We start from the raw sequence: 26,981 nt of genomic DNA, 5'->3' as shown, positions 1-26,981 counted from the left end.
CATGGTCTGTAGAACACCACCTGAGCAGATGATGTTCAAAATGAGGGGTTACAATTAAAATGTGAAATTAATTACACTTTAAATTTTGCTGGGTCAGCACATTCCGGGTACTTTAGACCATTGCTAAAATACATTACTTCATCTCCGGTATAACGCTCTTGAGCACTATAATTGATTCCATAAGATAAAGTTTTAGCAGAACTGTACATCGTACGAATTGGCAAAACATTATCATATGAAACTATCCAAGGTGTTTTAATCTCAGACTGTATTCTAGTAGAAATTAGAACGTGGTCCTCATGTAAATAATGATTTTCATATAACCCTTTCCCCTTAACATAATATGGAGGGTCAAAATATGTCAAAGAATTCTGTGGCAATGCCATTATTACTTTTGTAATAAAATCATTAGCATCGAGATTAAAAACATGAATTTGATTCTTTTTTTCGGCTATTAGTTTAATCCGCCGTATCAAATCCTCCTTATTGTATCTGGCATCCAATTTCCATTTTCCTGATTGATTCTTGCCTCCGATCACTCCCCCCTTAAGTATACCAGAGCGATTTGTTCTATTAAGAAAGAATGTAGCAAATGCAAGTTGAAGAAGATCCTGATTTTCAGGGTTCGTAATTATTGATTTCTGAAAATGCCACTCATCCATTGTAACATCAGTTCTCAGAATCATGTGGCATAATTCATCAGTTCGATTGAGCACACTATCCCAAAAAGAATATACAGCAAGATTCAAATCATTAAGATATATTTGTGAAGCACTTTCTTTAAAAAGTAACTTCAACGCCAAACCTGCACCACCCGCGTATGGCTCTGCGTAATGCAGATCCTGTAACTTATTCATTCCTATGATTTTATCCATAAAATTGAACAATTTACCCTTACCGCCTGGATAACGTAATGGCGTATTAAACCGCATAAAGCACCTCGTATGTATCAGCCAATATTGTACCAAATTTGAAAAGGTTATGGCCATACAATAATTCAACGTAAAAACAATCACTTATCAATTTGAAGATAGCCATACACTTTGCCAGACTCAATGCCAAAGCCATTGATGAGCGCATTAATCAAGCTAGATTCAAATTTATTCTTAAATTCAACTTTATATTCTGGGTTATGTTTTAGCCAATATCTAAAGGGGTTTTTATTTACCGGACCAGTTAAAAGCTCTCGAACTTTATCATTTTGAGCAAAAGACTTGAATAAAGTTCTTAACTCTCCTTTAACACTTTCCGCACTTTTACCTTTTCTGTAATTCTTGATAACATCTGATAGAGATATTTTTTCCTCGACTATATTCAGCCTTTCTATTATATCAGCGCTAATTTTAAGAAACACTACCTTTGTGAAGCCATTATTTTTTTGCCAATATGAGTCTTCCTTATCCAAATTATACATGAACTCAAATAAAAGCTGGTCAGGTGGAAGAATTGTCGGCAACAAGCATAGGCTTTTTTCAGCTTTTGCTTTTTTAGCATTCGGACCGTTATCATTTACTACGTCACCATCTAAAACTATGATACTTTTATTGATAAACTCAGGAATTTTACGTGCCATCAAATCAAGCAAAGTATTGCAGCTAATATTTACATCCTTCAGTGGCGTGAGAATTTTATTTATATGTCGTTCTGTTATTAGTTGTTTAAAAAACAAATACCCCTCAAAATCCTCAAAATATACATTTATTTTAGGAAATGCCTCTTCAGCATCAACTTTTATAGTATCAACCAGTAAATCAGCATTAATCTCTGGCCATGATAGATTTGTCTTAGCCGAAATAGGACCATATGTATCTGTGAGATACACCGTTCTATAATCTTTATCAGCAAGTTGGCTAAGTTTAAATACTTCCTCTATAAGTATTGGCGAGTGAGAAGTCATTACGATTTGTAAGTCAAGCTTACTAGCCATTCTCTTAAGAACGTTAATTAGTTCAATTTGAGCAGCAGGGAAAAGTCCTGCATCCGCCTCATCAATCAGTAGAATACCGCCATGATAATCTTTAAGCTCTTCTTTCAATCTTTTAAAAGAAAATATGGCTTGTATAATTTGTCCTACGTTATCCTCGCCGACAGAAACAGATTCGTGGTCATAGTAGTCTCCATGTACAACCATTGAGTCAATAGTTCCTGTAGTCGCAGTAATGGAGGTTCCATTTTCCTTAATGAGTAGCCTTCTGTTCATTGCTAATATTTCATTTTTATTATCAATGATATATTGCTCATCCCTCTCGCTATACTCAGGCCTCAATGTTATAGGTAGAAGCCTCTGAAGGCTAAGATATATTACAGGATGAGTAACATTACGGCTGGTATTTTTATTCCCTAAAACATCATTATTTCTGAGGACTGGTCTTGCTTTCTGATGATATTTTGAATCAACAAGACCAAGTCTTAAATTATTTAATTCTTTTTGAAAAGCACCATCATATAGAGTTATTTGCACTTCCATCCCGCCGGGTGCATCAAATTTACTTGAAAATCTAAAATGTTCACTAAATTGTGACTTGAAGCGATTCCCTGTAAGGGTCCGAAAGGAACCTAATGACTCCGCTGGTTCCTTTGAATAATCATGAGAGAAACTAAAAATTTGTGCAATAATACCAAGTATTGTAGATTTTGACGTGCCATTTTTGCCGCAAATAACAGTAATACGCTCTCCGAAGGCGATATTTACATTTTTTAATCCGCGAAAGGCTTCCACATGCATACTACGGAGTTTAGTTAAAGGTTTAGCCACGATAAATTCCTTTCTTGCGTAAGTGATTTTTATAAATACTATATATACTTTTTTTCACTTCAATTCAAGAAATACCTCTTATTGATACAGAGAGCCTTGCATATCCAAATCAAAAGTCTGCTTAGCCGGCTTGAATTAACAGAGAAAGTACAAAATATAATCTTTTATTTACTTTTAATTCCCATGTGCTACGGAGTCGTCAAAGATGGATAGCTTAATAATTATGTCCAACGATATCAACTTGCCCCCTATTAGCTTGCTAGTACAAGTTAAACATTTAATGAAACTTCTTGCTGTGAGGCAGGAATATTTTTCAGCAGTATGATATTCAACATAATGAGTTAATGAGTTTACCATTGTACTTATCATTGCTTCTTTAAAAAGTCTCTCAATTATGAGATAGCATATTTTCCTTCACTTAGTGCTCTTGCAGCGTAGACATGAACAGCATGCCTATATATTATCTGCTATTTATCATTACCTTATCCACAACCGCTTGTACTTTATTAAAAGTAGCATTTTTAGCAACTGGATGATTTTTCTCATAAACAGAAAGCTCAGGAGTTGATAGTCTAAATGAGAGACCTACATTAAGGAAGGAAATTCTAAATATTACCAACTTACAACTCAAAAATGCTCAAATCATGGTAGAAGGTTCCAATCCCTAAGAAATGACGATATAATCAATAGCAATATCTTTTATGTTTCGATGGGAATTTTCAACTCCTATTGCAAAAATACAAAGCGAGCTGGCAGAATGAATGAAAATCTTTATCGCTTGATTATTGACTTTCAAAGTAATGTTCAGAGTGCCTTAAAAAGCATGTATCGTTCAGGTATTCAGATGCCGTCCAGTTGTTATGAATGGCTCGAGTATCATATACCTATTTTAGGTGAGTTAGAAGACGGGCGAAAATATTATAAACATGGCTATGGATGCCGGGTGTATCTAAATTCAAAGGGGGTGGACTTTGACTTCGGGGAACAGGGTGAAGTAGGTGGCTTTAATTCGTGGTGGTTAACTGAATTTGCTGGAAGTAATTTGTCATCTTATGGCTTCAGAAATTATGAGGAAGTTAATGAACAGCTGAAGAGTGCGTTAGATAATGGACTGATAGCACCCCTGAACAATAACCTTTACTATTTTACAGGTATTCCTTTTATTTATGCATCAGATACAGACGCCCGGAATCCTGATGATATGCTACCTTGTCGCGATCGAGACCGCGTATTAACACTCCAGATTCATTATTTTGAAACAGCTGACCTCATGTTTAAAAAGTACGACAAGCTTAATGAAAGAATGAAAAAGAAAGGGCTTTTGAACCGTCAAGATAAATTTGAGTGGAGAACTTACCTTGTAACATGGTTAGGTTTTTTAGGTGTTGTATGCGAAGGTTTTCGAGGGCTAAACATCCGGCTTTTACTGAATAATGAACGCCCTAATACTTTTCAAGAATTATTACCTATTTCTAATGAAATAGGGACGTTGATGAAAGCGCATTCAGATTCACTAAGAAAATTTAGAAATAATGTTTTCCATATGAGAGAGAATAGTGATTTTCTATCCCATTTTTTCGATAAAGATGTTGAGCGTCTGTCATGGGCTCGCGAATTGCATACAGCATTATCGATTTTTTTTTCGAAGTATAGAGTTTTATGTGAAGTACACTATATAAGAAATGGGCGCAAAGGAGAAAGCGAGCTGTTCGCACTAAATCAACCTCGCGTAAAAAATAAAAATATACGCTAGCATCCAGCATCGTTAACTTATCTTTAATAAAGCCGTCTCTTGTTTAACGCAGAAAAAGGTCGAGGCGCAGAAAATAAATAAGGTGTGTTATTTCCTAACCCTTTTATCCACCCCGCACTTCTGAAAATGTTCGTTATGAAAAGCTAGTCTTGTTTCATTGGGGAATAACGTAAATACTCCGACAAGAAATTATTTGCTTGCGCGAAAAGTAAAGCCTGTTCTTTATCAAAAAGATATTTAGCTTTATTACCATGTAATGCATTATTCCTTAACCTCATAACCACCATGAATATAGCCTCTACTTTATCTTTCTTAGTTGGGTTTTCCAATTCTAACTTGTTACGTATTTTTTTTATTATGCCTCTATTGAAATTAGATAGAACCTCTAGTCTTCTTTCAGCACCCACTGCCATCAGATAACGATCTTTAAAGAAAGAAAAGTATTGCTCAACATCGATATTTGTATCACGAACAAAAACTTCGGCATAAATGCCGGCCTTTCTAAAAGTTGCATTTCCACCTAGAAAGCGTGCTTCAGTATACGAATACGCAAGACTGAGCTTTTGAAATTCATGCAACACCGACGCAGGGATGTCCTGAGAAAGCCCCAAAAAATCACGCATGTATTCAACATCCATAAATATCCCTCACATTCTCCTTCACTTTTGATTAAAAAAATACATTCTTAAATTGACATTTGTGAACATGCCATAGGTCCAAATTACTTAGCATGAATGGCGGTTCCAAAGAACCGCCACAACTCAGGCCCCACAACTGCAACTAGAACATTTTATTAACATATGCGCGACTATAATGTCCAGTAAATCTACAAGCATTGCTGTCTGAATTTGTACTACCACCTATATCTTGTTGCCGATATTTATTTTTCAATTGTTATAAATCCTTGCATTTGTTAAACAGACTCCATCAAGTCAAACTCGATAGCTGCACGACGATGGTGGATTGCTGCCAGGCGTCCATGGCAAATGCTCCCCTTGGTTCTCTCTGTAACCTGATATGTTTTACGGGAAGTCCGGTCATTCTAGCTACCTGTTCGGTTGTGATGCGCCCATGCTTTTTTACAAAATCAATAATCCTCCGAACATCCCACACCTTCTGCAGTAGGGTTCTTTTAGCCATAGTCAGCACCTCGCCGCGTTGCGCAGGCAGCGGTTGCGCATTCTGGCAAGCAACCAGAGCTCGTTTGCTGTTGTTGTCATTCCAAGCATCGATGTATAAACAGTCGCAGCCCGGCGCCACAGCTTTTTGTCTTCCAGCGTCTTCGCCAGGGACAGTGCGTTTTGGACTTTTTTCACATTCTCTTCAGATAATGGTGTTGCAGTCTGCGGCAGGGCAACATTGGGAACCTCAACACCTGCAACCACTCGATAGACGTACTGGTAGCCGTTATGGGTACGATAGAGTTTTCCCGCGGCATGGAGCTGCCGCAGCAAGTTACCTGCTGTACTGGCTTGCAAGTCGAGCGCATCGCAGACATCCTGCAGGACGCATTCTGGCGTCCGGCTAACGATGGCAAGCACCATCTGTGCTTTGGTTACTTTGGTTTTTGATTGTTTGTCCATGGTCAAAACTCGTTTACTTGGTTAAACCTGCCGCCTTGCGGCGTTTGTACTCTTCCATCAGAATCTGTGCTGGCGTCGGTCCCACTGGATGTCTCGGTGCTGCCAACTGCTGACGAATTGGCGGAATCGAAAACCCGTTAGCCAGGTGTTTGGTCCATTTCGTGAGTAAGTTATCTGCCAGTTTTTTCAGCTCTCCCTCCGTCAGGTTCCTCTCAGCTCCGGTTCTGCGCATCTCAATGCAAATGTGATACAGAACATCCTGTTTCCATGGGTATTTGTCGCTTCCCGAATATCGGTAAGACTCGTTTCTCCAGCGTTTGTACTCCGCCATCACTGCATCGGATGTCAGATTGAACGGGTTAGCACCGCTAGCAGATACCAGCGCGACGAACTCAGCGAGATCCGGCGGCCATGTGCTGCCCGCGGCGCAACGCTCCATGCACTGCCGGCAAACCAGCGTAATCTGGGCTTCACTCATCGACCCAATCTGAGCGATCCAGAGTTCTGATGGTTCCTCTCCGTTCTTCAGGATCCATCGGTTCGAAAAGATTTCGCCCATCACTTCCCATAGGCGCCACGCCGTTTCTACGGCCGTCTGTTCCCGCAGCTCGCAACCGTTGCTCACGGGCGGCTCGAATCTGTTGAACAGCTCTGGATGCTGCTGGCTCTGCTCGTACTCCCACATGATCGTTACCCCCATTCACTGGTTTTTTCTGGCGGACTTCCGCACGGTTAAGATGTCTTGCTAGTTTTTGCTCCCACTGGACCTGGTGAAACGCCCTGCCTTCAGCCTGCCAGTACGCGATGAAGCTGCTTAACTCGGCAGCAAGATTTATCCCCGGTCTTAATGGCATTCCCCAAATGGTTGCCAGTCGGGGAAAATCCTCGGAAGGTTTCCACCCGAAATACATCGCAAATTTTCCGAATGCTTGTGTTTCACCAGGAACTATTCCCGGTTGATTCGGATAGTCAGGCACAACTGGTTCGACCAGAACCCTATGTGTGGGGGTTATATCTTTTGGTTCCTCTGGTAGATTCCGGATCCCGTTTTTGGGATCGTTTGACGGAAAAAACGGGATCGTTTGGTTGTTTTGCGTACAGGAAACAGTCCCGTTTTCGGGTGCCTTTTCAGCTGTAACAACCCCGTTTTCGGGTATGTTTAAACGATCCCGTTTTTGGTAATGTTCCCGTTTTTGGGTGTGTTCAATTTCAGCAACGCTTTCTTCCACACCAAGAAGTCGGTAAACCGGGATTTGTTTAGTCTTTCCACGCCGTTCACCTGTATCTTCAATAAGCCCGATCGAAACCAAATACTGCAGGCTCGACTGGACCGTTTTCTTATCCAGCTCAGTTGCTTCAGCCAGCGCAGGAATGGATGGAAAAGCACAGAGATCAGCTCCGCACATGTCAGCCATCCAGGTCAGAACAGCTTTTGCAGAGGACTTCCCTGTCTTGACTTTTTTGGCCCATCGCATTGCGTCAATGCTCATGAAGCCCCCCTATTTTCTGTACGGTACTCATTGTCAAAACTCGATTAAAAAAACTGTGGCGCTACGGCGCTTATGCTCGCCAGTAGTGGTCCCGCCGCATCTGCAGGAAGCATGTTAAAAAGTGCAATTGCTGCCTCCCGAATTTCACGCTCTAACTTTTGCAACGGAGCGCCAAGCAATTTTGCCTGGTGCGCTTCGCTACACTCTTTGATTGCTTGAGCCACCAGCTCGCTTTCAGTCAATCCACGTTTCAATCCGTGTTTGCGCGCAATCTCAATAGGCATTGCATCAGCGATCGCTCCTGAAAGCTGTATGACGTAACTGGTGTACTTCTCTGATCCAGATTCGTTTTTCAGGTAGCGGTACAGATTTTGTTTATTAACGCTGATGCCGCGACCGTTTTGTTTCTCCCACTGTTCGGCCACCAGCTGTGCGACGAGTTCCTGCGCGCGACCAGGTAATGAAGATTCCCATTCCTGAACAGCGGCAAAAATAGCCCTACACTTCTGGCGATCGCGGCGCGTCAGCGAATAGTGATTTTTGGTTTTCAGTTGCACCGCCATGTCTTGGGTATAATTTTCAAAAGAGATGGTTTGCATTTTTATTTCTCCCTAGGATTTGAGGGTTCTGGAGGGAATACATCATCAAGCGAACAACTAACCCCTAACGTATTAAGTGCGGCCACGATATGACGAGAATCAGCTAGGCTTGGAACGCGTAAGGATTTTTCATAGTTGGCTAACCGAGGTTGGTTCCAACCAGCCGCCTTAGCCAAGGCTTGCTGCGAAATGTTGGCTTTTTTCCGTAAATGCGAAATGTAGTTCATACAGTTCTCCTGTTGTGTAAAACGATGTTCACATATCGTGAAATAACTGTCAATACAAAACGTGAATCACCAATATTCACTCTTCGTGATAAAGTGAGGGTATGAAGACACTTGCTGAAGAAATCGGTGAGCGCATCAAGGCGCTAAGAACTGAGAAAGGAATGAGCCAAGGGCAGCTTGCGAAATTATGTGGCTGGTCTGGGGCGTCGCGTGTCGCCAATTATGAATATGGCAATCGAAACGTTGGTGTAGATGATGCATTGTCCTTAGCGAAAGCATTAGGCACCACGCCCGTTATGATTTTATTTGGCGAACAAAGTGATCCATCGAACTGGTTAACAGACAAACAAAAAAGGGTTCTTTCCCTATTCAATCAATTGCCTGAAGCTGAACAGGAACGCATGATCGATACCTTTGAGCTTAGACTTAAAGAAATTGATGAGTATGTAGAAAAATACCTACGCGGAAGATACAACCCCACCTAACTCAATCAAAAAATAAGCATTGCATAACCGGCCTTGAGCCGGTTTTTTTGTACCCTTACCAATAAATTACACAAAATGAGTAATTTTGATTTCACATTTTGTATTGACAACAATTTCACGACATGTGAAACTTCAAAACACACAAAGCAGTATGGGTCATTGAGGCAGGAAGCCCACGAAGTAGCTGCCGGCGGCATACGAAACACCGGATGAGATGACGACAAGAAGAATTCGCAGCAGGTTTAAACGTTCCGCCGGCCGGCGTTACAGGCATGAGATAGGACATCACTATGAGAATAGATATATCCAAGATAGGGAAAATTTACTTTTTACTCGTCTCCCCAATCAAACTCTCTGTCGCGCAGGATTTGGAGGCCCGATTCGGAGACCGCGTAATCATTGCAGCTTTTGGTACTGATATCACGTCCATGGGCCTGGCACCAGGTGATGAAATCGTAAGTGCTGGCTACCACCTTCACAGCCTGGATACCGCTGTTTTCGTAGCGCTCCACCATGCTATCGGTGCGGATACGCCAGTCGTGGTAGTCAAAGGGAAGGACGTAAGCATCTGAAAGGATTTTTTGGAATTCTTCGTAGTGAGCGGGATTTTCGTACCAGAAGACAGGTATAGGGCTACGAGACATTTTGCTCTCTTTTATTTGGCTGTGTGAGAACGCCAAGAATACCACCGAGCCTGAAGTGGTGAAAAGACAGGCATGACGACTAGTAGGGTTTGCAATGCGGTGAATGCGGCTATGCGCACGCGACACAGTTAAAAAAGTAAACATGGCGGTTATTCACACGTTGTGGGGAAAAAGTTGTCGGCGGTAGTTGTTAACTGGCTGCCGTCACCGGGAGGCACCCGGCGCCGCATTGCAAAACCACATCCTAATACTGAGTTAACTGGAGATAACTATGAAGGATTTTGCCCGAGTACCTACCGGGAACCAGGCGACCCGCCTGAACTGGTTCGAGGTGAGACTACGCCAGCTGTGTTACTTGCTGGCGCAGAAAGGAAACCCTGAGGCTGAGGCATGAATACCCTGTTTGCCCTTGTCATCAGCGTATGTGCTCTCACTGGTGAATGCTCTGATGTTCTGATCGGTGTTTATCCATCAGAGGCCAGTTGCAACAGCAACGCCGATGAACAAAAAGTACAGGGCCAGTGCCTCCCCTACCGAAAGGCACAAAAAATGGCTGACGACCAACAGCCTGCTGTGGGTTTTTTAATCGAATTTTGACCAATGGCTTACCAGCCTAATGCCCGGTGCACAGGGCATTGTGATGGTAATACCACCATCGTAACCAAACAGGAGGCGAGGCCTGTTCTGGTTAAATTGGAAAAATTATCTTTGCCCGCCCAAGGCGGGCCTTTTTCCGGAGGCTTTATGTCAGCTAATGATCTGGCATTGAAATTCAGTAACACACCAGTTGAGCAACTCATTGGTATCCTGCCGGTCCTCGAGGTGAAAGAGGCACTGCGTGATGAAGTTGAAGAGGATGTTTTAGACGAAGTATGGACTGAACATAACTTCGAAATGGAAGCCATGGGCGAACAAGTCGATGAAACGGCCAGGCTTGCAAGGAAGTTTGAGCTGATTGCCGAATCCTTTGGAACAGCAATAAAACTGGCTCTTACGCAGCAGCATCAGGAAGCGCAAGCAACCTTAATAAAAGTGCTAGAGGAATACCCTGGTTACGGCAAAGAGCCTGCAGAAGCCTCATAAAGCACAAAACCCGCGCAAGGCGGGTTAAGTACCCGGTCAGCCGACCAAAGCTTTCCGGAATCGAGTTTTGACCAATGACCACCACCAGGGCGGCTGCCATCAGCTGCCGGGTATCTTACAATCCAAAGGAGCCCAAACGCAATGAACAACTACCCGTATCTCATTAAAGCTAAGGCAAAAGCAAACGAAGCGAAAAGTCTCTTCTGCTGGTTCTCTGCTAAATCCGATTCTCGCGCCGAGCGCAAAATCCTGGACATCCTGGAAGACGCTGAAATTAACGTTGGCCGCGGCGCCAGCCATCAGCTGCCGATCCGCACCAACTGGCTCATCGTTGATGACTTACCGGAAGAAGGTGTACTGGATGACACCTGGTGCGATCGCTACGAGCTTGGTGGTGAAGACGGGCTGACATGGCAAAAAATCGTTGCGCCGGCGGCTGCTGAACCACAGCCCTCCAGTAAACCAGAAAACGATATCTCTCCTGCAAATAGCGATGAAGAGGACTATTCGAACAATGAAGAAGCACTCTTCAACCTGGCGGAAATGTCATTCCGCACGCAGCTGCTTGCCCAGTATATGGCCGACGAGCGTCACGTGTATCACATTAGCATTCCTCATCGTAACCGCCTTTCAGCGATGGAAATGGATACGGATAATCACGGTGTGCAGAATCTGCTGCTGACGGCAGAAAATATTCCGGAGCTTAAAAAATATGATATGCCTGGCCTGTGGAAATTTACCAGTGCATTTAAGAGCGTATTTCCTGTGGGGAAACGCCATGAGCTCGGCAAGCAAATTCAGTTCGCCAAATTGTGGCGTGAAACGTCGCACATTGACCGCGGGATCCTTACAAAGGAATGGGCTGCTGGAAACTATATCACCTCAATAAACAAAACCGATGCCGGCGCCAATGCTGGGGGCGGTAACAAAACTGACCGCAATCCGGATTATCAGCATTCGCTGGATACTCTGGATATAGAGATCGCTCTTGCAACGATGCCTATGGATTTTGATATCTATAATTTTCCGGCATCAGTCCACCGCCGCGCAAAGGAAATAGTACAGAAGAAAGAAAGTCCATTTAAAGAATGGTCTGCAGCATTACGGAGCACACCAGGCATCCTTGATTATTCCCGTGCAGCGATTTTTGCACTGATCAGGGAAGCATCCGGTGGAATAACTCCTTTTCCAGATCGGTTGCGTGGCTACATCAACGCGAATCTGACTGAACATAAGCATGATACCCCGAGCGCTGAAACGCTTGCCAAGGCGGGGCATATTCCATCTGCTGCAGTCACTCTGGATGCAATAAACCAAGCAATCACCGGAGAGGATAGCAGCGCAAACCTGGAAACACTCTCCTCCGACTTTAAAGCAGTTGGTACCGAACTGGTAAAAGAGGCTCAAAAGCAACGTCCAGACGCTAATCAGGTTCTGGCCTCCGAGCGCGGCGAATATGTTGAAGGGATTAGCGACCCTACGGATCCGAAGTGGGTAACCGAAGACCTTTCTAAGACCAGGCAGCTTGAAGTTTCAAAAATTGGGGACGGAGTATTTTCCATTGACAGTCTTGTTGACGTTACGGGCAAGGTTAACCAAAAAGAAAAAACAGATGAAGTTGTTCATCAAACGGATGCTGTAGATATTGAATCCGGTCCTCATAATAAGGAGGAAGATCAGCCTATTGATTATGTTCACGTTATGGTTGATCTGGAAACCATGGGTAAAAAACATAACGCCCCTATCGTCGCTATTGGTGCGGTTGTTTTTGACCCGGCAACCGGCTCTATTGGAGAAAGTTTCTATAAAGTCGTATGCCTTGAATCCTCTGTGAACTGGGGCGCCGTAATCGATCCATCTACTGTTATCTGGTGGCTTAAGCAGTCCTCCGAAGCACGCTCTGCGATCGTAAATGATGATGCTATCCCGTTGCTGGATGCATTACTCCAGTTCAGAGAATTTGTCTCTGATAATGTTGCTGGCGGGAGCAAAAAGGCACAGGTATGGGGTAACGGTGCGTCATTCGATAACTCCATTCTGCGTTCTTCTTACGATTGCATTGCTGAAGATTATCCGTGGGAATACTGGAACGATCGGGACGTACGAACAATGGTAGAGCTCGGCCAGGCCATTGGCTTCGACCCCAAAACAACGATCCCGTTTGAAGGTGATCGTCACAATGCCCTCGCTGATGCTATTCATCAGGCCCGCTATGTATCAGCAATCTGGCAGCGAATAATTTCCGGCAATCAGGTGCTGCAAAAATTGATGCAAAACTGATTTTTTATTTTCAGATACTGGCCCAGCAATGGGCCATAATGAGGTAAAACATATGCTCCAGATGTTAACCCTTGAAGAGTGGGCAAACGAGAAATACAGAAGCAATCCTCCAAGTGTTTCCACTCTCAGGAATTATGCTAAACAGAATATGTTTTCTCCCCCAGCCAAAAAAGAAGGTCGATTCTGGCGCGTCAGGGAGGATGCTGAGTTGGTCGGTACATTGACCACTCCTGTAGTAAAGAAAAGCGACCCTGTTCTTTTGCAGAGGATTTTGAACGATGGCTGCCAGACCACGTAAAAATAATATATCTATTCCAAATTTATACCCGCTCTACAGTAGAAAGGTTAATAAAGTATACTGGCGTTATAAGCACCCGATAACTGGTAAGTTTCATAGTCTAGGTACAGATGAAGCAGAGGCCACGGCAATAGCTATTGAAGCAAATAAAAGACTGGCGGAACAGCAAACCCGCCAGATAATGGCAATCACTGACAGAATATCCACCAACTCAGGAAAATCAATATCAACTAACACCTGGCTTGAACGTTACTGGAAGATTCAGCAGGAAAGATTAAAGTCCGGAGATATTAAAGAAAACACTATCAAACAAAAAGCAAAACCAGTATCTCTGCTTAAGGAACGTGTAGGAATGAAATTAATATCCGCTGTCAATGTTCGAGATGTTGCGCAAATTCTTGATGAATATTTAGCGGAGGGACAACCCAGAATGGCTCAGGTCATTCGCTCTGTCCTAATAGATGTTTTTAAAGAAGCTCAGCATGCGGGAGAAGTACCTCCTGGTTATAACCCTGCACTAGCAACTAAACAACCTCGTAGAAAGATCACTCGCCAGCGCCTCACTCTGGAGGAATGGCAAAAGATTTTTGATATAGCCGATGAAAATCACAAATACATGGGGAACGCCATGCTTTTAGCCATAGTAACAGGACAGCGACTAGGTGATATATCCCGTATGAAATTCTCGGACATCTGGGACGATCATCTACACGTTGAGCAAGAGAAAACCGGAAGCAAAATCGCTATACCATTAGCTCTGCGTTGCAACGCAATCAATTGGAGCCTCCGAGATGTAATCAGTCGTTGCCGGGATTATGCAGTAAGCCCTTATTTGGTTCATTTCTTTAGAACCACCTCACAGGCTGAGCGAGGAGCGCAGGTGAAACCCAGAACACTGACCATGAATTTCAGCAAGGCAAGAGACAGTGCAGATATTGACTGGGGACAAGGTACACCGGCAACTTTCCATGAACAAAGATCGCTTTCCGAGCGGTTATATAAAGCCCAGGGTATAAACACGAAAGATTTACTTGGACATAAAACTCAACAACAAACGGATAGGTACCATGATGATCGAGGTAAGGGGTGGACAACGGTGGCCTTATGAGGTTTTTCGGGAGGGGTTTTGATAACTTGTTTTGATAAAATTTTGATAACCGTTCGAAAGCTAATAATAAAAACGGGAACCACCAGGTTCCCGTTCTGACATAATCTGAGGGCCAGATTACATGTTCGCGATAATCGCGTCGCCAAACTCGCTACATTTCAGCAGTTTAGCGCCTTCCATCAGACGTTCGAAGTCATAGGTCACGGTCTTGGCGGCGATAGCGCCTTCCATGCCTTTGACGATCAGGTCTGCGGCTTCGAACCACTGCATGTGGCGCAGCATCATCTCTGCGGACAGGATGATGGAGCCCGGGTTCACTTTGTCCTGGCCAGCATACTTCGGCGCAGTACCGTGAGTCGCTTCGAACAGCGCGCACTCGTCACCGATGTTGGCGCCCGGGGCGATACCGATACCGCCAACCTGTGCCGCCAGCGCGTCAGAGATGTAGTCGCCGTTCAGGTTCATACAGGCGATAACGTCGTATTCCGCCGGACGCAGCAGGATCTGCTGCAGGAACGCATCGGCGATCACGTCTTTCACCACGATCTCTTTGCCGGTGTTCGGGTTCTTGATTTTCACCCACGGGCCGCCGTCGATCAGCTCGCCGCCGAACTCTTCGCGAGCCAGCTGGTAGCCCCAGTCTTTGAACGCGCCTTCGGTGAACTTCATGATGTTGCCTTTGTGCACCAGGGTGAGGGAATCACGATCGTTGGTGATCGCGTATTCAATCGCGGCGCGAACCAGGCGTTTGGTGCCTTCTTCAGAGCACGGCTTGATGCCGATGCCGCAATGTTCCGGGAAGCGAATTTTCTTCACGCCCATCTCATCGCGCAGGAATTTGATGACTTTGTCTGCTTCAGCAGAGTCGGCTTTCCACTCGATACCGGCATAGATATCTTCTGAGTTTTCACGGAAGATAACCATATCGGTCAGTTCAGGGTGCTTAACCGGGCTCGGGGTGCCCTGGTAGTAACGTACCGGACGCAGGCAGACGTAGAGGTCCAGCTCCTGGCGCAGCGCCACGTTCAGAGAACGGATGCCGCCGCCGACTGGGGTGGTCAGAGGACCTTTGATAGCAACGCGGTAGTCACGAATCAGATCGAGGGTTTCAGCTGGCAGCCAGACATCCTGGCCATAGACTTGGGTCGATTTTTCACCGGTGTAAACTTCCATCCAGGAAATTTTACGCTCGCCCTTATAGGCTTTCTCAACGGCGGCATCAACCACTTTCAGCATCGCTGGGGTAACGTCAACGCCGATACCGTCGCCTTCAATGAACGGGATAATCGGATTGTGAGGGACGTTCAGTTTGCCGTTTTGCAGGGTGATTTTTTGACCTTCCGCCGGAACTACTACTTTGCTTTCCATTAACCTCTCCTTCGAGCGCTTCTGGTTCTGCTCTTCCCTCTTCACGCGAGCCTGGTGTTGGCTGAGTCGGCCAGCTCCAGCGTACCGGGTTTTCCCGCTAAGCGGAGCTATCGCGTCCGTGTCGCCTTCCTGCCTGTAGTGCGAATCGGTTTGAGCAATTTTTTGTTAATAATTTGTAATGAGCATGTCAATACTACCTGAATGTTTGCGTCCATGAAAGGCATTCGTAATTAGGCTATAATGCGGCAATTGATAGAGCCTGAAAATACCATGCAGAAAACTTCATTTAGAAAACATCGCGTTGAGCGATTCAGCACACAACAAGTCACCAGACAACGTAAAGAACGCCAGCCAAAAACTGTGATTTTGTTCAATAAACCCTATGATGTGTTGCCGCAATTTACCGACGAAGCCGGGCGCAGCACGCTGAAAGATTTTATCCCCGTGGCGGGCGTCTACGCCGCCGGTCGTCTTGACCGCGACAGCGAAGGCCTGCTGGTGCTGACCAACGATGGCGCGCTGCAGGCGAAGCTAACCCAGCCGGGTAAACGCACCGGCAAGATTTACTACGTCCAGGTGGAAGGCGAACCCACCGCCGAGGCGCTGGCCGCGCTACGCAACGGCGTCACGCTCAACGATGGCCCCACCCTGCCTGCTGGCGTGGAAGTGGTGGAGGAGCCCGCATGGCTGTGGCCGCGCAACCCGCCTATTCGCGAGCGCAAATCGATCCCCACCCGCTGGCTGAAAATCACCCTTTACGAGGGACGTAACCGCCAGGTGCGCCGGATGACCGCCCACGTCGGCTTCCCCACCCTGCGTCTGATCCGCTACGCCATGGGCGGCTATACGCTTGACGGGCTGGCCAACGGCGAATGGCGTAAAGCCGAATAACTAAAAAGGAAAAGCGATGTTTAAACCTCATGTCACCGTTGCCTGCGTGGTTCACGCCGAGAATAAATTCCTCATCGTCGAAGAGACCATTAACGGCAAAGCGCTGTGGAACCAGCCGGCGGGCCACCTGGAGGCCAATGAGACGCTGCTGCAGGCCGCCGAACGCGAACTGTGGGAAGAGACCGGCATTCGCGCCACGCCGCAGCACTTCATTCGCATGCACCAGTGGGTCGCTCCCGATAACACCCCGTTTCTGCGCTTCCTGTTCGCCATCGAACTTAGCGATCTGTGCGCCACCGAACCGCATGACAGCGATATCGATCGCTGCCTGTGGCTCAGTGCTGAGGAAATTCTTAACGCGCCGAACCTGCGCTCGCCGCTGGTTGCCGAAAGCATTCGCTGCTACCTGCAGGACCCGCGCCAGCCGCTGTCGCTGATTGGCGCATTTAACTGGCCGTTCACAGGGGGTGAATGAACGGTGAGCGCGTGCTAGAATACGCCGCCTCGAAGTTCAATGTAGCGAGTATTTCCATGTCAGAAAGCCAGAAAAAAGTGATCGTCGGCATGTCCGGCGGCGTCGACTCCTCGGTCTCCGCGTACCTGCTGCTGCAGCAAGGGTATAAGGTGGAAGGCCTGTTCATGAAGAACTGGGAGGAAGACGACGGCGAGGAATACTGCACCGCCGCCGCCGACCTTGCCGATGCGCAAGCGGTCTGCGATAAGCTGGGCATTGAACTGCACACCGTTAACTTTGCCGCCGAATATTGGGACAACGTCTTTGAGCTCTTCCTGGAAGAGTACAAAGCCGGCCGCACGCCGAACCCGGATATTCTGTGCAATAAAGAGATCAAGTTTAAAGCCTTCCTCGAGTTTGCCGCCGAAGACCTCGGCGCCGACTACATCGCCACCGGGCACTATGTGCGCCGCGCCGATGTCGACGGCAAAAGCCAGCTGCTGCGCGGCCTCGACGGTAACAAAGATCAGAGCTACTTCCTCTATACCCTTAGCCACGAGCAGATTGCCCAGAGCCTATTCCCGGTGGGTGAGCTGGAAAAACCGCAGGTGCGTAAGATCGCCGAAGAGCTGGATCTGATCACCGCGAAGAAAAAAGATTCCACCGGCATCTGCTTTATCGGCGAACGTAAATTCCGCGATTTCCTTGGCCGCTATCTGCCGGCGCAGCCGGGCAAAATTCTCACCGTCGACGGCGAGGAGATCGGTACCCATCAGGGGCTGATGTACCATACGCTGGGCCAGCGTAAAGGGCTGGGCATCGGCGGCACCAAAGAGGGTAGCGAAGATCCGTGGTACGTGGTCGATAAAGACGTTGAGAATAATATTCTTATCGTCGCCCAGGGCCATGACCACCCGCGCCTGATGTCCGTCGGCCTGATTGCCCAACAGCTGCACTGGGTTGACCGTGAACCGCTGCAGGGCACCCTGCGCTGCACGGTGAAAACCCGCTATCGCCAGACCGATATCCCCTGCACCGTCACCGCGCTGGATGAAGACCGTATCGAAGTTCGCTTTGATGAGCCGGTCGCGGCGGTCACCCCGGGCCAGTCCGCAGTGTTCTATCTGGGTGAAGTGTGCCTCGGCGGCGGAATTATTGAACAACGACTGCCTCTGCAGTCCTGAACGCGCGTTATTTCCGTCGGGACGAACCGCCCCGACGGCTGACAAGGAGTATGTGTGGCGAAGAATTACTATGACATCACGCTGGCGCTGGCTGGCGTTTGCCAGGCGGCACGACTGGTTCAGCAACTGGCGCATCAGGGACATTGCGACAGCGATGCCCTGCATGTGTCGCTGAACAGCATCATCGACCTCGATCCCGAGTCGACGCTGGCGGTGTTCGGTGGCAGTGAAGCCAATCTTCGCCTCGGCCTTGAAACGCTGCTCGGGGTGCTCAATACCAGCAGCCGTCAGGGCCTCAATGCTGAACTGACGCGCTATACCCTGAGCCTGATGGTGCTGGAGCGCAAGCTCGCCGCCAGTAAAGGGGCGATGGACACGCTCGGCAACCGCATCGCCGGCCTGCACCGTCAACTGGAACACTTTGACCTGCAGTCCGAAACGCTGCTCAGCGCCATGGCAGGCATCTATGTTGACGTGATAAGCCCGCTGGGGCCGCGTATTCAGGTGACCGGCTCCCCTGCCGTGCTGCAAAGCCCGCAGGTGCAGGCGAAAGTTCGCTCAGCGCTGCTGGCGGGTATTCGCGCCGCGGTGCTCTGGCATCAGGTGGGCGGCGGACGTCTGCAGCTTATGTTTTCCCGTAATCGTCTGGTTAACCAGGCAAAGCAAATTCTTGCTCATTTAACCCCGGAGTTGTGATCTATGGAATTATCCTCACTGACCGCCGTTTCCCCTGTAGACGGCCGCTACGGCGATAAAGTCAGCGCGCTGCGCGGTATCTTCAGCGAATTCGGTTTGCTGAAATTCCGCGTTCAGGTGGAAGTACGTTGGCTGCAAAAACTGGCCGCCCACGCAGCGATCAAGGAAGTTCCTGCTTTTGCTGCCGACGCAAACGGTTTCCTTGACAAAATCGTCGCCGATTTCAGCGTCGAAGACGCGGAGCGCATCAAAACCATCGAGCGCACCACTAACCACGACGTGAAAGCGGTAGAGTATTTTCTGAAAGAGAAAGTCGCTGACGTCGCCGAGCTGCACGCCGTGTCGGAGTTTATTCACTTCGCCTGTACGTCTGAAGACATCAATAACCTCTCCCACGCGCTGATGCTGAAAACCGCCCGCGACGAAGTGGTTCTGCCTTACTGGCGCAAGCTGATTGACGCGGTAAAAGATCTGGCAACCCAGTACCGCGATGTGCCGCTGCTCTCCCGTACCCACGGTCAGCCGGCAACGCCGTCCACCATGGGTAAAGAGATGGCGAACGTCGCCTACCGTATGGAGCGCCAGTACCGTCAGCTGAACCAGGTGGAAATCCTCGGTAAAATCAACGGCGCGGTGGGTAACTACAACGCCCACATCGCGGCCTACCCGGAAGTCGACTGGCATCAGTTCAGCGAAGAGTTCGTCACCTCGCTGGGGATTCAGTGGAACCCGTACACCACCCAGATCGAGCCGCATGACTACATCGCTGAGCTGTTTGACTGCATCGCGCGCTTCAACACCATTCTGATCGATTTCGATCGCGATGTGTGGGGCTACATCGCGCTCAACCACTTCAAACAGAAGACCATCGCCGGAGAGATCGGCTCCTCCACCATGCCGCACAAGGTGAACCCGATTGACTTCGAAAACTCCGAAGGCAACCTCGGCCTGGCCAATGCGGTCATGCAGCACCTGGCCAGCAAACTGCCGGTTTCCCGCTGGCAGCGCGACCTGACCGACTCCACCGTCCTGCGTAACCTCGGCGTGGGAATCGGCTATGCGCTGATCGCCTATCAGTCCACCCTCAAAGGGATCAGCAAGCTGGAGCTGAACCAGGATCGCCTGCTGGACGAACTGGATCACAACTGGGAAGTACTGGCTGAGCCGATCCAGACCGTGATGCGCCGTTACGGTATCGAAAAACCGTACGAGAAGCTGAAAGAGCTGACCCGCGGCAAACGCGTTGACGCGGAAGGGATGAAGCAGTTTATTGACAGCCTCGCCCTGCCGGAAGACGAAAAAGTGCGCCTCAAAGCGATGACTCCGGCCAACTATATTGGTCGGGCAACCACCATGGTTGACGAGCTGAAATAATCGCCCTGCCCCTCTTTCCGCCGGAAAGAGGGGCGTTTTGTCGCCGGAAAGCAATCAGATCCAGACGTCGTTCACCGCCGTCCGCTCGCCGCCCTCATGGCCGGTATTCAGCACGCCACGCGGCTCAATCAGCATGAGCTTCGCTTCCGTCTCCGCCGAGGTCTTATGTTCCACCCCGCGCGGCACGACGATCATCTCCCCGGCCTTCACCAGCACGTGCCCATCACGGAAGTCCACGCGTAATACCCCCTCCACCACCATCAGTGTCTCATCGGTTTCCGGGTGGCTGTGCCAGATAAAATCGCCGGCGATGCGCACGATCTTGAACTGATAGTCGTTCATCTCAGCCACCACTTTGGGCTGCCATTGTTCGCTGAACAGGGAAAATTTCTGAGCAAGATTAACGAGTTGATACATGGGCTGTCTCCTTGTGATAAAGGCAGTCAGCATAGTTCGCCTCGCCGCGGTCACGCTTGAACGATTGTGCAACCTGAACCGCGCTAGCCGCGGATCGCCCGCAGCCAGCGGCCCGGAGAGAGACCAAAGCGGCTGATAAACTGGCGCGTCATGTGGCTCTGATCGGCAAACCCCGCGTCGGCGGCAATATCCACCAGACGTTCCCCGGCGCGCATCCGCTGGCGGCAAAAATCAAGCCGGCGCATCATGACGTAACGCCACGGGCTGGTGCCGTACAGCGTTCTGAAATCCCGGCTCAGGCTCCAGCGGTCCCGGCCGCTGACCTGCGATAAGGTGTCGAGGGTCATATCCTGCATAAAACAGGCATGGATATACTCCCGGGCCCTCTCCGCCGCCTGATAGTCAAATGCCTGGCGACGGGAACGCTGCCCGCCGACCACAGCCAGGGTCTGCGCCAGGTCGTACAGAGCATCCTCTTCCTCCAGCGGCTCGAAGGTGTCCGTGACCGCTTTTAACAACGGCTGCGCGGCGCAACGCAGGCGCGGATCCGCCGACAGGCCGCCGGGGATAAACGGCAATGGCCTGCCGCCGAGTATCTTCTGGATCAGCGCCGGTTCGATATAGACCATGCGGTAGTGAAACCCCGCCTCGGTGCCCGCCTCGCCGTCGTGTATTTCGTCCGGGTGAAGCACCATCGTCCCGCCGGGCAGGCTGTGCTGGAGTCCGCCGCGATAGTGAAAGCTCTGCACGCCGGCGATCGTCTGGCCGATAGCATAGGTATCATGCCGGTGCGGCTCGTAGCCGTGGCCGCCGAAGAAGGCTTCGATGCGTTCCGTCTGACTGGGCGACTGCGCCAGCCTGACCCAGTCCGCACTTTTCTGCTGAGACATAATGGATAACCTGCGGCGTCATTGAGAGGTGATCCCAGCACTATTACACAAAAAATTAACATCACCAACCCGCGCACTGCCCGCGCTCTGCCGCTGGGCGTTTGCTGAAATTACGCATAGAATGAAGGAGTTCCATGCACTATGCGCAAAGGGCATCGCCGAAGGCTGGCCTGCCTGGCGGTGTTATGCGCCGTTGGTATAAAAAGCTTTATTTAACAGCTGTTTATATTTTGCGTATATAATGAGCGTCAGATTACTATCAACACAGGAAGGGAGAACAGTCATGCGCGTACTCGTGGTTGAGGATAACGCCTTGCTGCGTCACCACCTCAAAGTTCAGCTGCAGGAGCTGGGCCATCAGGTCGATGCGGCGGAAGATGCCAGGGAAGCGGACTACTATCTGGGCGAACATCTCCCGGATATCGCCATCGTCGACCTCGGCCTGCCGGATGAAGACGGACTATCGCTGATCCGCCGCTGGCGCAGCCACGATGTGTCGCTGCCGGTGCTGGTGCTGACCGCCCGCGAAGGATGGCAGGATAAAGTGGAAGTGCTGAGCGCCGGGGCGGATGATTACGTCACCAAGCCATTCCATATTGAAGAGGTTGCCGCCCGCATGCAGGCGCTGCTGCGCCGCAACAGCGGCCTGGCCTCGCAGGTGATCTCCCTGCCGCCGTTCCAGGTCGACCTCTCCCGGCGCGAGCTGTCGGTGAATGACCAGCCGATCAAGCTGACGGCCTTTGAATACACCATAATGGAAACCTTGATCCGTAACCGCGGCAAAGTGGTCAGCAAAGATTCCCTGATGCTCCAGCTTTACCCGGATGCCGAACTGCGCGAAAGCCATACCATTGACGTACTGATGGGCCGGCTGCGCAAGAAAATTCAGGCTGAATACCCACAGGACGTCATCACCACGGTGCGCGGCCAGGGGTATCTGTTCGAACTGCGCTGATGAAGGGACTGTTGCGGCATATCTTCCCCCTGTCATTACGGGTTCGCTTCCTGCTGGCGACCGCCGGGGTCGTACTGGTGCTCTCCCTGGCCTATGGCATGGTGGCGCTGGTGGGCTACAGCGTCAGCTTTGATAAAACCACCTTCCGCCTGCTGCGCGGCGAGAGCAATCTCTTTTATATGCTGGCGAAATGGGAGAACGGCGCTATTGACGTCGATATCCCGGAAAACCTGAATATGGAAAGCCCGACGGTGACCCTTATCTACGATGAGAAGGGTAAACTGCTGTGGGCACAGCGCGATGTCCCCTGGCTGGCGAAACGCATTCAACCGGAATGGCTGAAGCGCAATGGTTTCCATGAGATCGAAGCCGATGTCGACAGCAGCAGCATGCTGCTGCGCAACAACCACGAGATTCAGGAACAGCTGGACGCCATCCGCGAGCAGGGCGACGATTCGGAGATGACCCACTCGGTGGCGATCAACCTCTATCCGGCCACCAGCAAAATGCCCCAGCTCAGCATTGTGGTGGTCGATACCATTCCGGTGGAGCTCAAGCGCAGCTATATGGTGTGGAGCTGGTTTATCTACGTGCTGGCCGCCAACCTGCTGCTGGTGATCCCCCTGCTGTGGGTCGCCGCATGGTGGAGCCTGCGGCCTATCGAGTCGCTGGCGAAAGAGGTACGTGAGCTGGAGGAGCACCACCGCGAAAAGCTCAATCCCAACACCACCCGTGAGCTGACCCGGCTGGTCAGCAACCTTAACCGCCTGGTTCGCAGCGAGCGTGAACGCTATGACAAATACCGCACCACCCTCACCGATCTCACCCACAGCCTGAAAACGCCGCTGGCGGTGATGCAGAGCACCCTGCGCTCGCTACGCGGCGAGAAGATCAGCGTCGACGAGGCGGAGCCGGTGATGCTGGAGCAGATAAGCCGCATCTCGCAGCAGATTGGTTACTATCTGCATCGCGCCAGCATGCGCAGCGGCGGCACCCTGTTGAGCCGGGAGCTGCATCCGATCGCCCCCCTGCTTGACAGCCTGACCTCCGCTCTCAACAAGGTCTATCAGCGCAAAGGGGTCAATATCTCGCTCGACATCTCGCCGGAGATCACTTTTGTCGGCGAGCAGAACGATTTTATGGAAGTGATGGGTAACGTTCTCGATAACGCCTGTAAGTACTGTCTGGAGTTCGTGGAGGTTTCCGTGCGCCAAACCACCGACAGCCATCTGCATATTCTGGTGGAAGACGATGGCCCGGGGATCCCGCAGAGCCAGCGCCGCGCCGTCTTCGACCGCGGCCAGCGGGCAGATACGCTGCGTCCCGGCCAGGGCGTGGGGCTCTCCGTCGCCCGCGAAATCGTCGAGCAATATGACGGGGAGATTATCGCCAGCGAAAGCCTGCTCGGCGGCGCCTGCATGGAGGTGGTGTTTGGCCGCCAGCTGATGGAAGATAAACAGGGTTAATCATTGAGTTTTTTAACGGCGCCTGCATCGCCGGGGCGCCGCATCCGTTATAATCCCTGTCAGACACCTGCAGTGGAATATCAATATGGATTATCAATTAACGCTTAACTGGCCCGACTTTATCGAACGCTACTGGCAAAAACGGCCGGTGGTACTGAAGCGCGGCTTCGCCAATTTTATCGACCCCCTAAGCCCGGACGAACTGGCTGGACTGGCCATGGAGAGCGAGGTCGATAGCCGCCTTGTCAGCCATCAGGATGGAAAATGGCAGGTCAGTCACGGTCCCTTCGAAAGCTACGATCACCTGAGTGAAAACAACTGGTCCCTGCTGGTGCAGGCGGTTAACCACTGGCATGAACCCTCAGCGGCGCTGATGCATCCGTTCCGCGCTCTGCCGGACTGGCGTATCGACGATCTGATGATCTCCTTCTCGGTACCCGGGGGCGGCGTCGGTCCGCATCTGGATCAGTATGATGTGTTTATCATTCAGGGCACCGGCCGTCGGCGCTGGCGCGTCGGGGAAAAGGTGCCGATGAAACAGCACTGCCCGCATCCGGACCTGCTGCAGGTTGACCCCTTCGAGGCGATCATCGATGAAGAGATGGAGCCGGGCGATATTCTCTATATTCCGCCAGGATTCCCGCATGAGGGGTACTCACTGGAAAATTCGCTCAACTATTCGGTCGGCTATCGCGCGCCGAATGCCCGCGAGCTGTTCAGCGGCTTTGCCGACTACGTTCTCCAGCGCGAACTGGGCAGCCAGCGCTACGCCGATCCGGACGTGCCGTCGCGCGACCATCCGGCGGATATTTTACCCGTCGAACTCGACCGCCTGCGCGAGATGATGCTGGGTCTGATTAACCAACCGGAGCACTTTAAGCAGTGGTTCGGCGAGTTTATCACCCAGTCACGTCATGAGCTCGACGTCGCACCGCCGGAGCCGCCGTATCAGCCAGATGAAATTTACGATGCTCTGCAGCAGGGCGACACGCTGGAACGCCTGGGCGGCCTGCGGGTGCTGCGCATTGACGGCGAGGTGTTCGTCAATGGCGAGAAGATCAACTCCCCGCACCGCCCGGCGCTGGACGCCTTAGCCACCCATCTGACGCTGCGCGCCGACCATTTTGGCGATGCGCTGGAAGATCCTTCTTTCCTCGCCATGCTGGCAGCGTTGGTCAACAGCGGCTACTGGTTCTTTGGCGACTGAGCCATCATCCTGCCCGGCGGCGCTGCGCTTGCCGGGCCTACAAACAGCACGATTTCCGTAGCTCCTGTATCGGTTTGCAACGGTTTCGACCCGGGAAAAACGTTTGTTCTGTGTTATTTCCGAGCAGATTGCGCTCCCAATATGTATTCTGCGTTATGTTACTCATGAAGTAGGGAGCGCACAGGGGGCGGCCAGTCGCCGCCGCCCCCTGTACCCCCGGGCTCCGGCCAGCAAAATCGCCACTTCGTGGTGCCTTCGACTTATCCCTGCAGGCTTCGGGTCGGGCCGAGGCAGCGTCCGTGCAAAACACGGCCCTCAGCCCGCATCCATGCGGGCTGCCCCTGCCTTCCGGGAACGTCTCAGCGATTTTGAGGCCGCCAACACCGGCAGTTTCAGTCGCGCAAGTGGGTAAATTAGCATCAGATCGCACGAGTCGTAGGCCGGATAAGGCGAAGCCGCCATCCGGCATCTTGTGCGACAAGCAGAATGACCGGCCTGGTTGCGAAGGCTATTTCCCTTTTCGTGTTGCCGTCAGCTCGGCGATACGCACGATCACCTGCACCGCCTTCTCCATCCCTTCCAGGGTGACAAACTCATGTTTGCCGTGATAGTTGTAGCCGCCGGTAAACAGGTTCGGGCACGGCAGTCCCATAAACGAGAGCTGCGCGCCGTCGGTGCCGCCGCGGATCGGCTTCATCTGCGGTTCAATATCGCAGTCCACCATCGCCTGGCGGGCAATATCGACCACGTGCGGATGGGCGATCACCTGCTCATGCATGTTGTAATAACTATCCTCGATCACCAGCTCGATATAGCAGTCCGGGTGCAGCCCCTTGCCGACCTTTTTGGCGATCTCCATCATCTTGCGTTTACGCGCCTCAAAGTGCTTGCGGTCAAAATCGCGGATGATGTAGTGCATCTCGGCCCGATCCACGCTGCCTTTGATGCTGGTGAGGTGATAAAAGCCTTCATAACCTTCGGTGGTCTCCGGCGCCTCGTCGGCTGGCACTTCAGCATGAATGCGCGCGGCCAGCGACAGCGCGTTGACCATCACCCCTTTTGCGGTGCCGGGATGCACGTTATTGCCGACAATCTTAATGGTCACCGAGGCGGCGTTGAAGTTTTCAAACTCCAGTTCCCCCACGCCACCACCGTCGACGGTATAGGCCCAGCGGGCATCAAAGGCCTCGACATCGAAATGCTTCGCCCCTTTTCCGACCTCTTCATCGGGGGTGAAGGCCACGCGGATATCGCCATGAGGGATGTTTTTCGCCTGCAGGGTCGCCAGCGCGGTCATGATCTCGGCGATGCCGGCCTTGTCGTCCGCCCCCAGCAGCGTTTTCCCGTCGGTGGTGATCAGCGTCTGCCCCAAAAGCTGATGCAGAACCGGGAACATCACCGGGGAGAGCACCTCATCGCCGATGCCCAGCGCGATATCGCCGCCGCGATAGTTTTCGACAATCTGCGGATTAACGTTTTTACCGCTGAAATCCGGGGAAGTATCGACGTGAGAGATAAAGCCGATGGCCGGGATATCGCCCTCCACGTTGGCGGGCAGGGTTCCCATTACCGTCCCTTTTTCACTCAGCGTTACCTTGATCAGTCCCATTTCTTCCAGCTGCGCCTGCAACAGGCGTAACAGCTTCCACTGCCCTTCCGTGCTGGGGACCTGACGAACGCCAGGCTTCGACTGCGTGTCCAAAGAAACGTACTGCAAAAAACGCTCAAGCAATTTATCCATGTAGCCACCCTCTTCTTTTGTGACAACATTATT

The 26,981-nt window shown here is 50.3% G+C and carries 29 protein-coding genes; 15 read left to right on the top strand and 14 right to left on the bottom strand.

All coding sequences use genetic code 11. The annotated features are described in order from the left end of the window. Positions 1–71 precede the first annotated feature (71 nt). Entirely contained in the window at positions 72–932 is an 861-nt protein-coding gene (locus AS136_RS21875) for a DNA adenine methylase (RefSeq protein ID WP_063266984.1), read from the bottom strand. 80 nt (positions 933–1,012) lie between these two features. Then, positions 1,013–2,755, bottom strand: a complete 1,743-nt coding sequence (locus AS136_RS21870) for an AAA family ATPase (protein WP_063266983.1) — start codon at positions 2,753–2,755, stop codon at positions 1,013–1,015. 757 nt (positions 2,756–3,512) lie between these two features. On the opposite strand from AS136_RS21870, the gene AS136_RS21865 reads away from it, so the two are divergent. Then, positions 3,513–4,508, top strand: a complete 996-nt coding sequence (locus AS136_RS21865) for a DUF6896 domain-containing protein (protein WP_063266982.1) — start codon at positions 3,513–3,515, stop codon at positions 4,506–4,508. A 143-nt stretch (positions 4,509–4,651) separates the two neighbouring features. On the opposite strand, the gene AS136_RS21860 is transcribed toward AS136_RS21865, so the two are convergent. The 7 genes from AS136_RS21860 to AS136_RS27305 all read right to left on the bottom strand — a co-directional run bounded on the left by AS136_RS21860 (position 4,652) and on the right by AS136_RS27305 (position 8,407). Further along, on the bottom strand, positions 4,652–5,146 hold the full coding sequence (locus AS136_RS21860; protein ID WP_063266981.1) for a hypothetical protein: 495 nt from the start codon (positions 5,144–5,146) through the stop codon (positions 4,652–4,654). A gap of 289 nt (positions 5,147–5,435) precedes the next feature. After that, entirely contained in the window at positions 5,436–5,648 is a 213-nt protein-coding gene (locus AS136_RS21855; protein ID WP_063266980.1) for a hypothetical protein, read from the bottom strand. 2 nt (positions 5,649–5,650) lie between these two features. Then, complete coding sequence (locus tag AS136_RS21850) at positions 5,651–6,091, bottom strand: PerC family transcriptional regulator (protein ID WP_063266979.1); 441 nt, start codon at positions 6,089–6,091, stop codon at positions 5,651–5,653. Between the two features lie 13 nt (positions 6,092–6,104). Next, positions 6,105–6,650 carry a replication protein P gene (locus AS136_RS21845; RefSeq protein WP_228140425.1) on the bottom strand — a complete coding sequence of 182 codons (546 nt, stop codon included), beginning with the start codon at positions 6,648–6,650 and terminating at the stop codon, positions 6,105–6,107. Further along, positions 6,562–7,581, bottom strand: a complete 1,020-nt coding sequence (locus AS136_RS27310; protein WP_074158370.1) for a DnaT-like ssDNA-binding domain-containing protein — start codon at positions 7,579–7,581, stop codon at positions 6,562–6,564. The genes AS136_RS21845 and AS136_RS27310 overlap by 89 nt, the downstream gene beginning before the upstream one ends. A 44-nt stretch (positions 7,582–7,625) precedes the next feature. Continuing rightward, positions 7,626–8,180 carry a toxin YdaT family protein gene (locus tag AS136_RS21840; RefSeq protein ID WP_063266978.1) on the bottom strand — a complete coding sequence of 185 codons (555 nt, stop codon included), beginning with the start codon at positions 8,178–8,180 and terminating at the stop codon, positions 7,626–7,628. 2 nt (positions 8,181–8,182) lie between these two features. Further along, on the bottom strand, positions 8,183–8,407 hold the full coding sequence (locus AS136_RS27305; protein WP_023328112.1) for a helix-turn-helix transcriptional regulator: 225 nt from the start codon (positions 8,405–8,407) through the stop codon (positions 8,183–8,185). Positions 8,408–8,508: 101 nt separating this feature from the next. On the opposite strand from AS136_RS27305, the gene AS136_RS21835 reads away from it, so the two are divergent. Next, positions 8,509–8,892 carry a helix-turn-helix domain-containing protein gene (locus AS136_RS21835; RefSeq protein WP_014228883.1) on the top strand — a complete coding sequence of 128 codons (384 nt, stop codon included), beginning with the start codon at positions 8,509–8,511 and terminating at the stop codon, positions 8,890–8,892. Between the two features lie 329 nt (positions 8,893–9,221). On the opposite strand, the gene AS136_RS21830 is transcribed toward AS136_RS21835, so the two are convergent. Continuing rightward, positions 9,222–9,680: a hypothetical protein gene (locus AS136_RS21830; RefSeq protein WP_227537797.1), complete on the bottom strand. Its 459-nt coding sequence runs from the start codon at positions 9,678–9,680 to the stop codon at positions 9,222–9,224. Positions 9,681–9,926: 246 nt separating this feature from the next. On the opposite strand from AS136_RS21830, the gene AS136_RS21825 reads away from it, so the two are divergent. The 5 genes from AS136_RS21825 (at position 9,927) to AS136_RS21805 (ending at position 14,305) form a co-directional block, all read left to right on the top strand. Continuing rightward, positions 9,927–10,133, top strand: a complete 207-nt coding sequence (locus AS136_RS21825) for a DUF1482 family protein (protein ID WP_063266977.1) — start codon at positions 9,927–9,929, stop codon at positions 10,131–10,133. A gap of 147 nt (positions 10,134–10,280) precedes the next feature. Beyond that, on the top strand, positions 10,281–10,619 hold the full coding sequence (locus AS136_RS21820; RefSeq protein ID WP_063266976.1) for a hypothetical protein: 339 nt from the start codon (positions 10,281–10,283) through the stop codon (positions 10,617–10,619). A 141-nt stretch (positions 10,620–10,760) separates the two neighbouring features. Next, positions 10,761–12,899: a 3'-5' exonuclease gene (locus tag AS136_RS21815; RefSeq protein WP_063266975.1), complete on the top strand. Its 2,139-nt coding sequence runs from the start codon at positions 10,761–10,763 to the stop codon at positions 12,897–12,899. A gap of 52 nt (positions 12,900–12,951) precedes the next feature. Continuing rightward, positions 12,952–13,197, top strand: a complete 246-nt coding sequence (locus AS136_RS21810; RefSeq protein ID WP_012542206.1) for an excisionase — start codon at positions 12,952–12,954, stop codon at positions 13,195–13,197. Next, complete coding sequence (locus AS136_RS21805; protein ID WP_032418030.1) at positions 13,178–14,305, top strand: site-specific integrase; 1,128 nt, start codon at positions 13,178–13,180, stop codon at positions 14,303–14,305. Before AS136_RS21810 ends, AS136_RS21805 begins: the two co-directional genes overlap by 20 nt. Before the next feature lie 117 nt (positions 14,306–14,422). On the opposite strand, the gene icd is transcribed toward AS136_RS21805, so the two are convergent. Further along, positions 14,423–15,673 (bottom strand): NADP-dependent isocitrate dehydrogenase, encoded by a 1,251-nt coding sequence (gene icd, locus AS136_RS21800; protein WP_008806032.1) that lies wholly within the window; start codon positions 15,671–15,673, stop codon positions 14,423–14,425. Positions 15,674–15,913: 240 nt separating this feature from the next. Between icd and rluE the strand changes: the two genes are divergently transcribed. Genes rluE through purB form a run of 5 tightly spaced genes read left to right on the top strand, consistent with a single transcriptional unit; the run spans position 15,914 to position 20,272 of the window. After that, a complete protein-coding gene (rluE, locus tag AS136_RS21795; protein ID WP_023297373.1) occupies positions 15,914–16,564 on the top strand; it encodes a 23S rRNA pseudouridine(2457) synthase RluE in 651 nt (216 codons plus the stop codon). A gap of 16 nt (positions 16,565–16,580) precedes the next feature. Then, positions 16,581–17,039 (top strand): NUDIX hydrolase, encoded by a 459-nt coding sequence (locus AS136_RS21790; RefSeq protein ID WP_063266974.1) that lies wholly within the window; start codon positions 16,581–16,583, stop codon positions 17,037–17,039. A 56-nt stretch (positions 17,040–17,095) separates the two neighbouring features. Continuing rightward, positions 17,096–18,202 carry a tRNA 2-thiouridine(34) synthase MnmA gene (gene mnmA / locus AS136_RS21785; RefSeq protein WP_012542211.1) on the top strand — a complete coding sequence of 369 codons (1,107 nt, stop codon included), beginning with the start codon at positions 17,096–17,098 and terminating at the stop codon, positions 18,200–18,202. 54 nt (positions 18,203–18,256) lie between these two features. Beyond that, complete coding sequence (gene hflD / locus AS136_RS21780) at positions 18,257–18,898, top strand: high frequency lysogenization protein HflD (protein WP_004140557.1); 642 nt, start codon at positions 18,257–18,259, stop codon at positions 18,896–18,898. Between the two features lie 3 nt (positions 18,899–18,901). Beyond that, the gene (gene purB, locus AS136_RS21775) at positions 18,902–20,272 is read left to right on the top strand and encodes an adenylosuccinate lyase (RefSeq protein WP_012968556.1); all 1,371 of its coding nucleotides are present in this window, start codon (positions 18,902–18,904) and stop codon (positions 20,270–20,272) included. A 54-nt stretch (positions 20,273–20,326) separates the two neighbouring features. Here the strand turns inward: purB and AS136_RS21770 are convergent, their stop codons facing one another. Further along, entirely contained in the window at positions 20,327–20,689 is a 363-nt protein-coding gene (locus tag AS136_RS21770) for a cupin domain-containing protein (protein ID WP_012542212.1), read from the bottom strand. Positions 20,690–20,772: 83 nt separating this feature from the next. Then, positions 20,773–21,579 carry an AraC family transcriptional regulator gene (locus AS136_RS21765; RefSeq protein WP_008806026.1) on the bottom strand — a complete coding sequence of 269 codons (807 nt, stop codon included), beginning with the start codon at positions 21,577–21,579 and terminating at the stop codon, positions 20,773–20,775. Between the two features lie 283 nt (positions 21,580–21,862). On the opposite strand from AS136_RS21765, the gene phoP reads away from it, so the two are divergent. From phoP to AS136_RS21750, 3 genes are all read left to right on the top strand, one after another. Next, positions 21,863–22,534 carry a two-component system response regulator PhoP gene (phoP, locus tag AS136_RS21760; RefSeq protein ID WP_004150807.1) on the top strand — a complete coding sequence of 224 codons (672 nt, stop codon included), beginning with the start codon at positions 21,863–21,865 and terminating at the stop codon, positions 22,532–22,534. Then, positions 22,534–24,000, top strand: coding sequence for a two-component system sensor histidine kinase PhoQ (gene phoQ / locus AS136_RS21755; RefSeq protein ID WP_022065903.1), 1,467 nt, complete (start codon positions 22,534–22,536; stop codon positions 23,998–24,000). The genes phoP and phoQ overlap by 1 nt, the downstream gene beginning before the upstream one ends. Before the next feature lie 85 nt (positions 24,001–24,085). After that, complete coding sequence (locus tag AS136_RS21750; protein ID WP_012542214.1) at positions 24,086–25,207, top strand: ribosomal protein uL16 3-hydroxylase; 1,122 nt, start codon at positions 24,086–24,088, stop codon at positions 25,205–25,207. A gap of 508 nt (positions 25,208–25,715) precedes the next feature. Here the strand turns inward: AS136_RS21750 and pepT are convergent. Continuing rightward, positions 25,716–26,948: a peptidase T gene (pepT, locus tag AS136_RS21745; protein ID WP_016160629.1), complete on the bottom strand. Its 1,233-nt coding sequence runs from the start codon at positions 26,946–26,948 to the stop codon at positions 25,716–25,718. Between the last annotated feature and the right edge of the window lie 33 nt (positions 26,949–26,981).

The organism is Klebsiella sp. D5A, from assembly GCF_001620885.1.
Taxonomy (GTDB): Bacteria; Pseudomonadota; Gammaproteobacteria; order Enterobacterales; family Enterobacteriaceae; genus Klebsiella; species Klebsiella variicola.
Note: the sequence above shows the minus strand (reverse complement) of the source record. Positions and strands in the feature narration are given on the sequence as shown.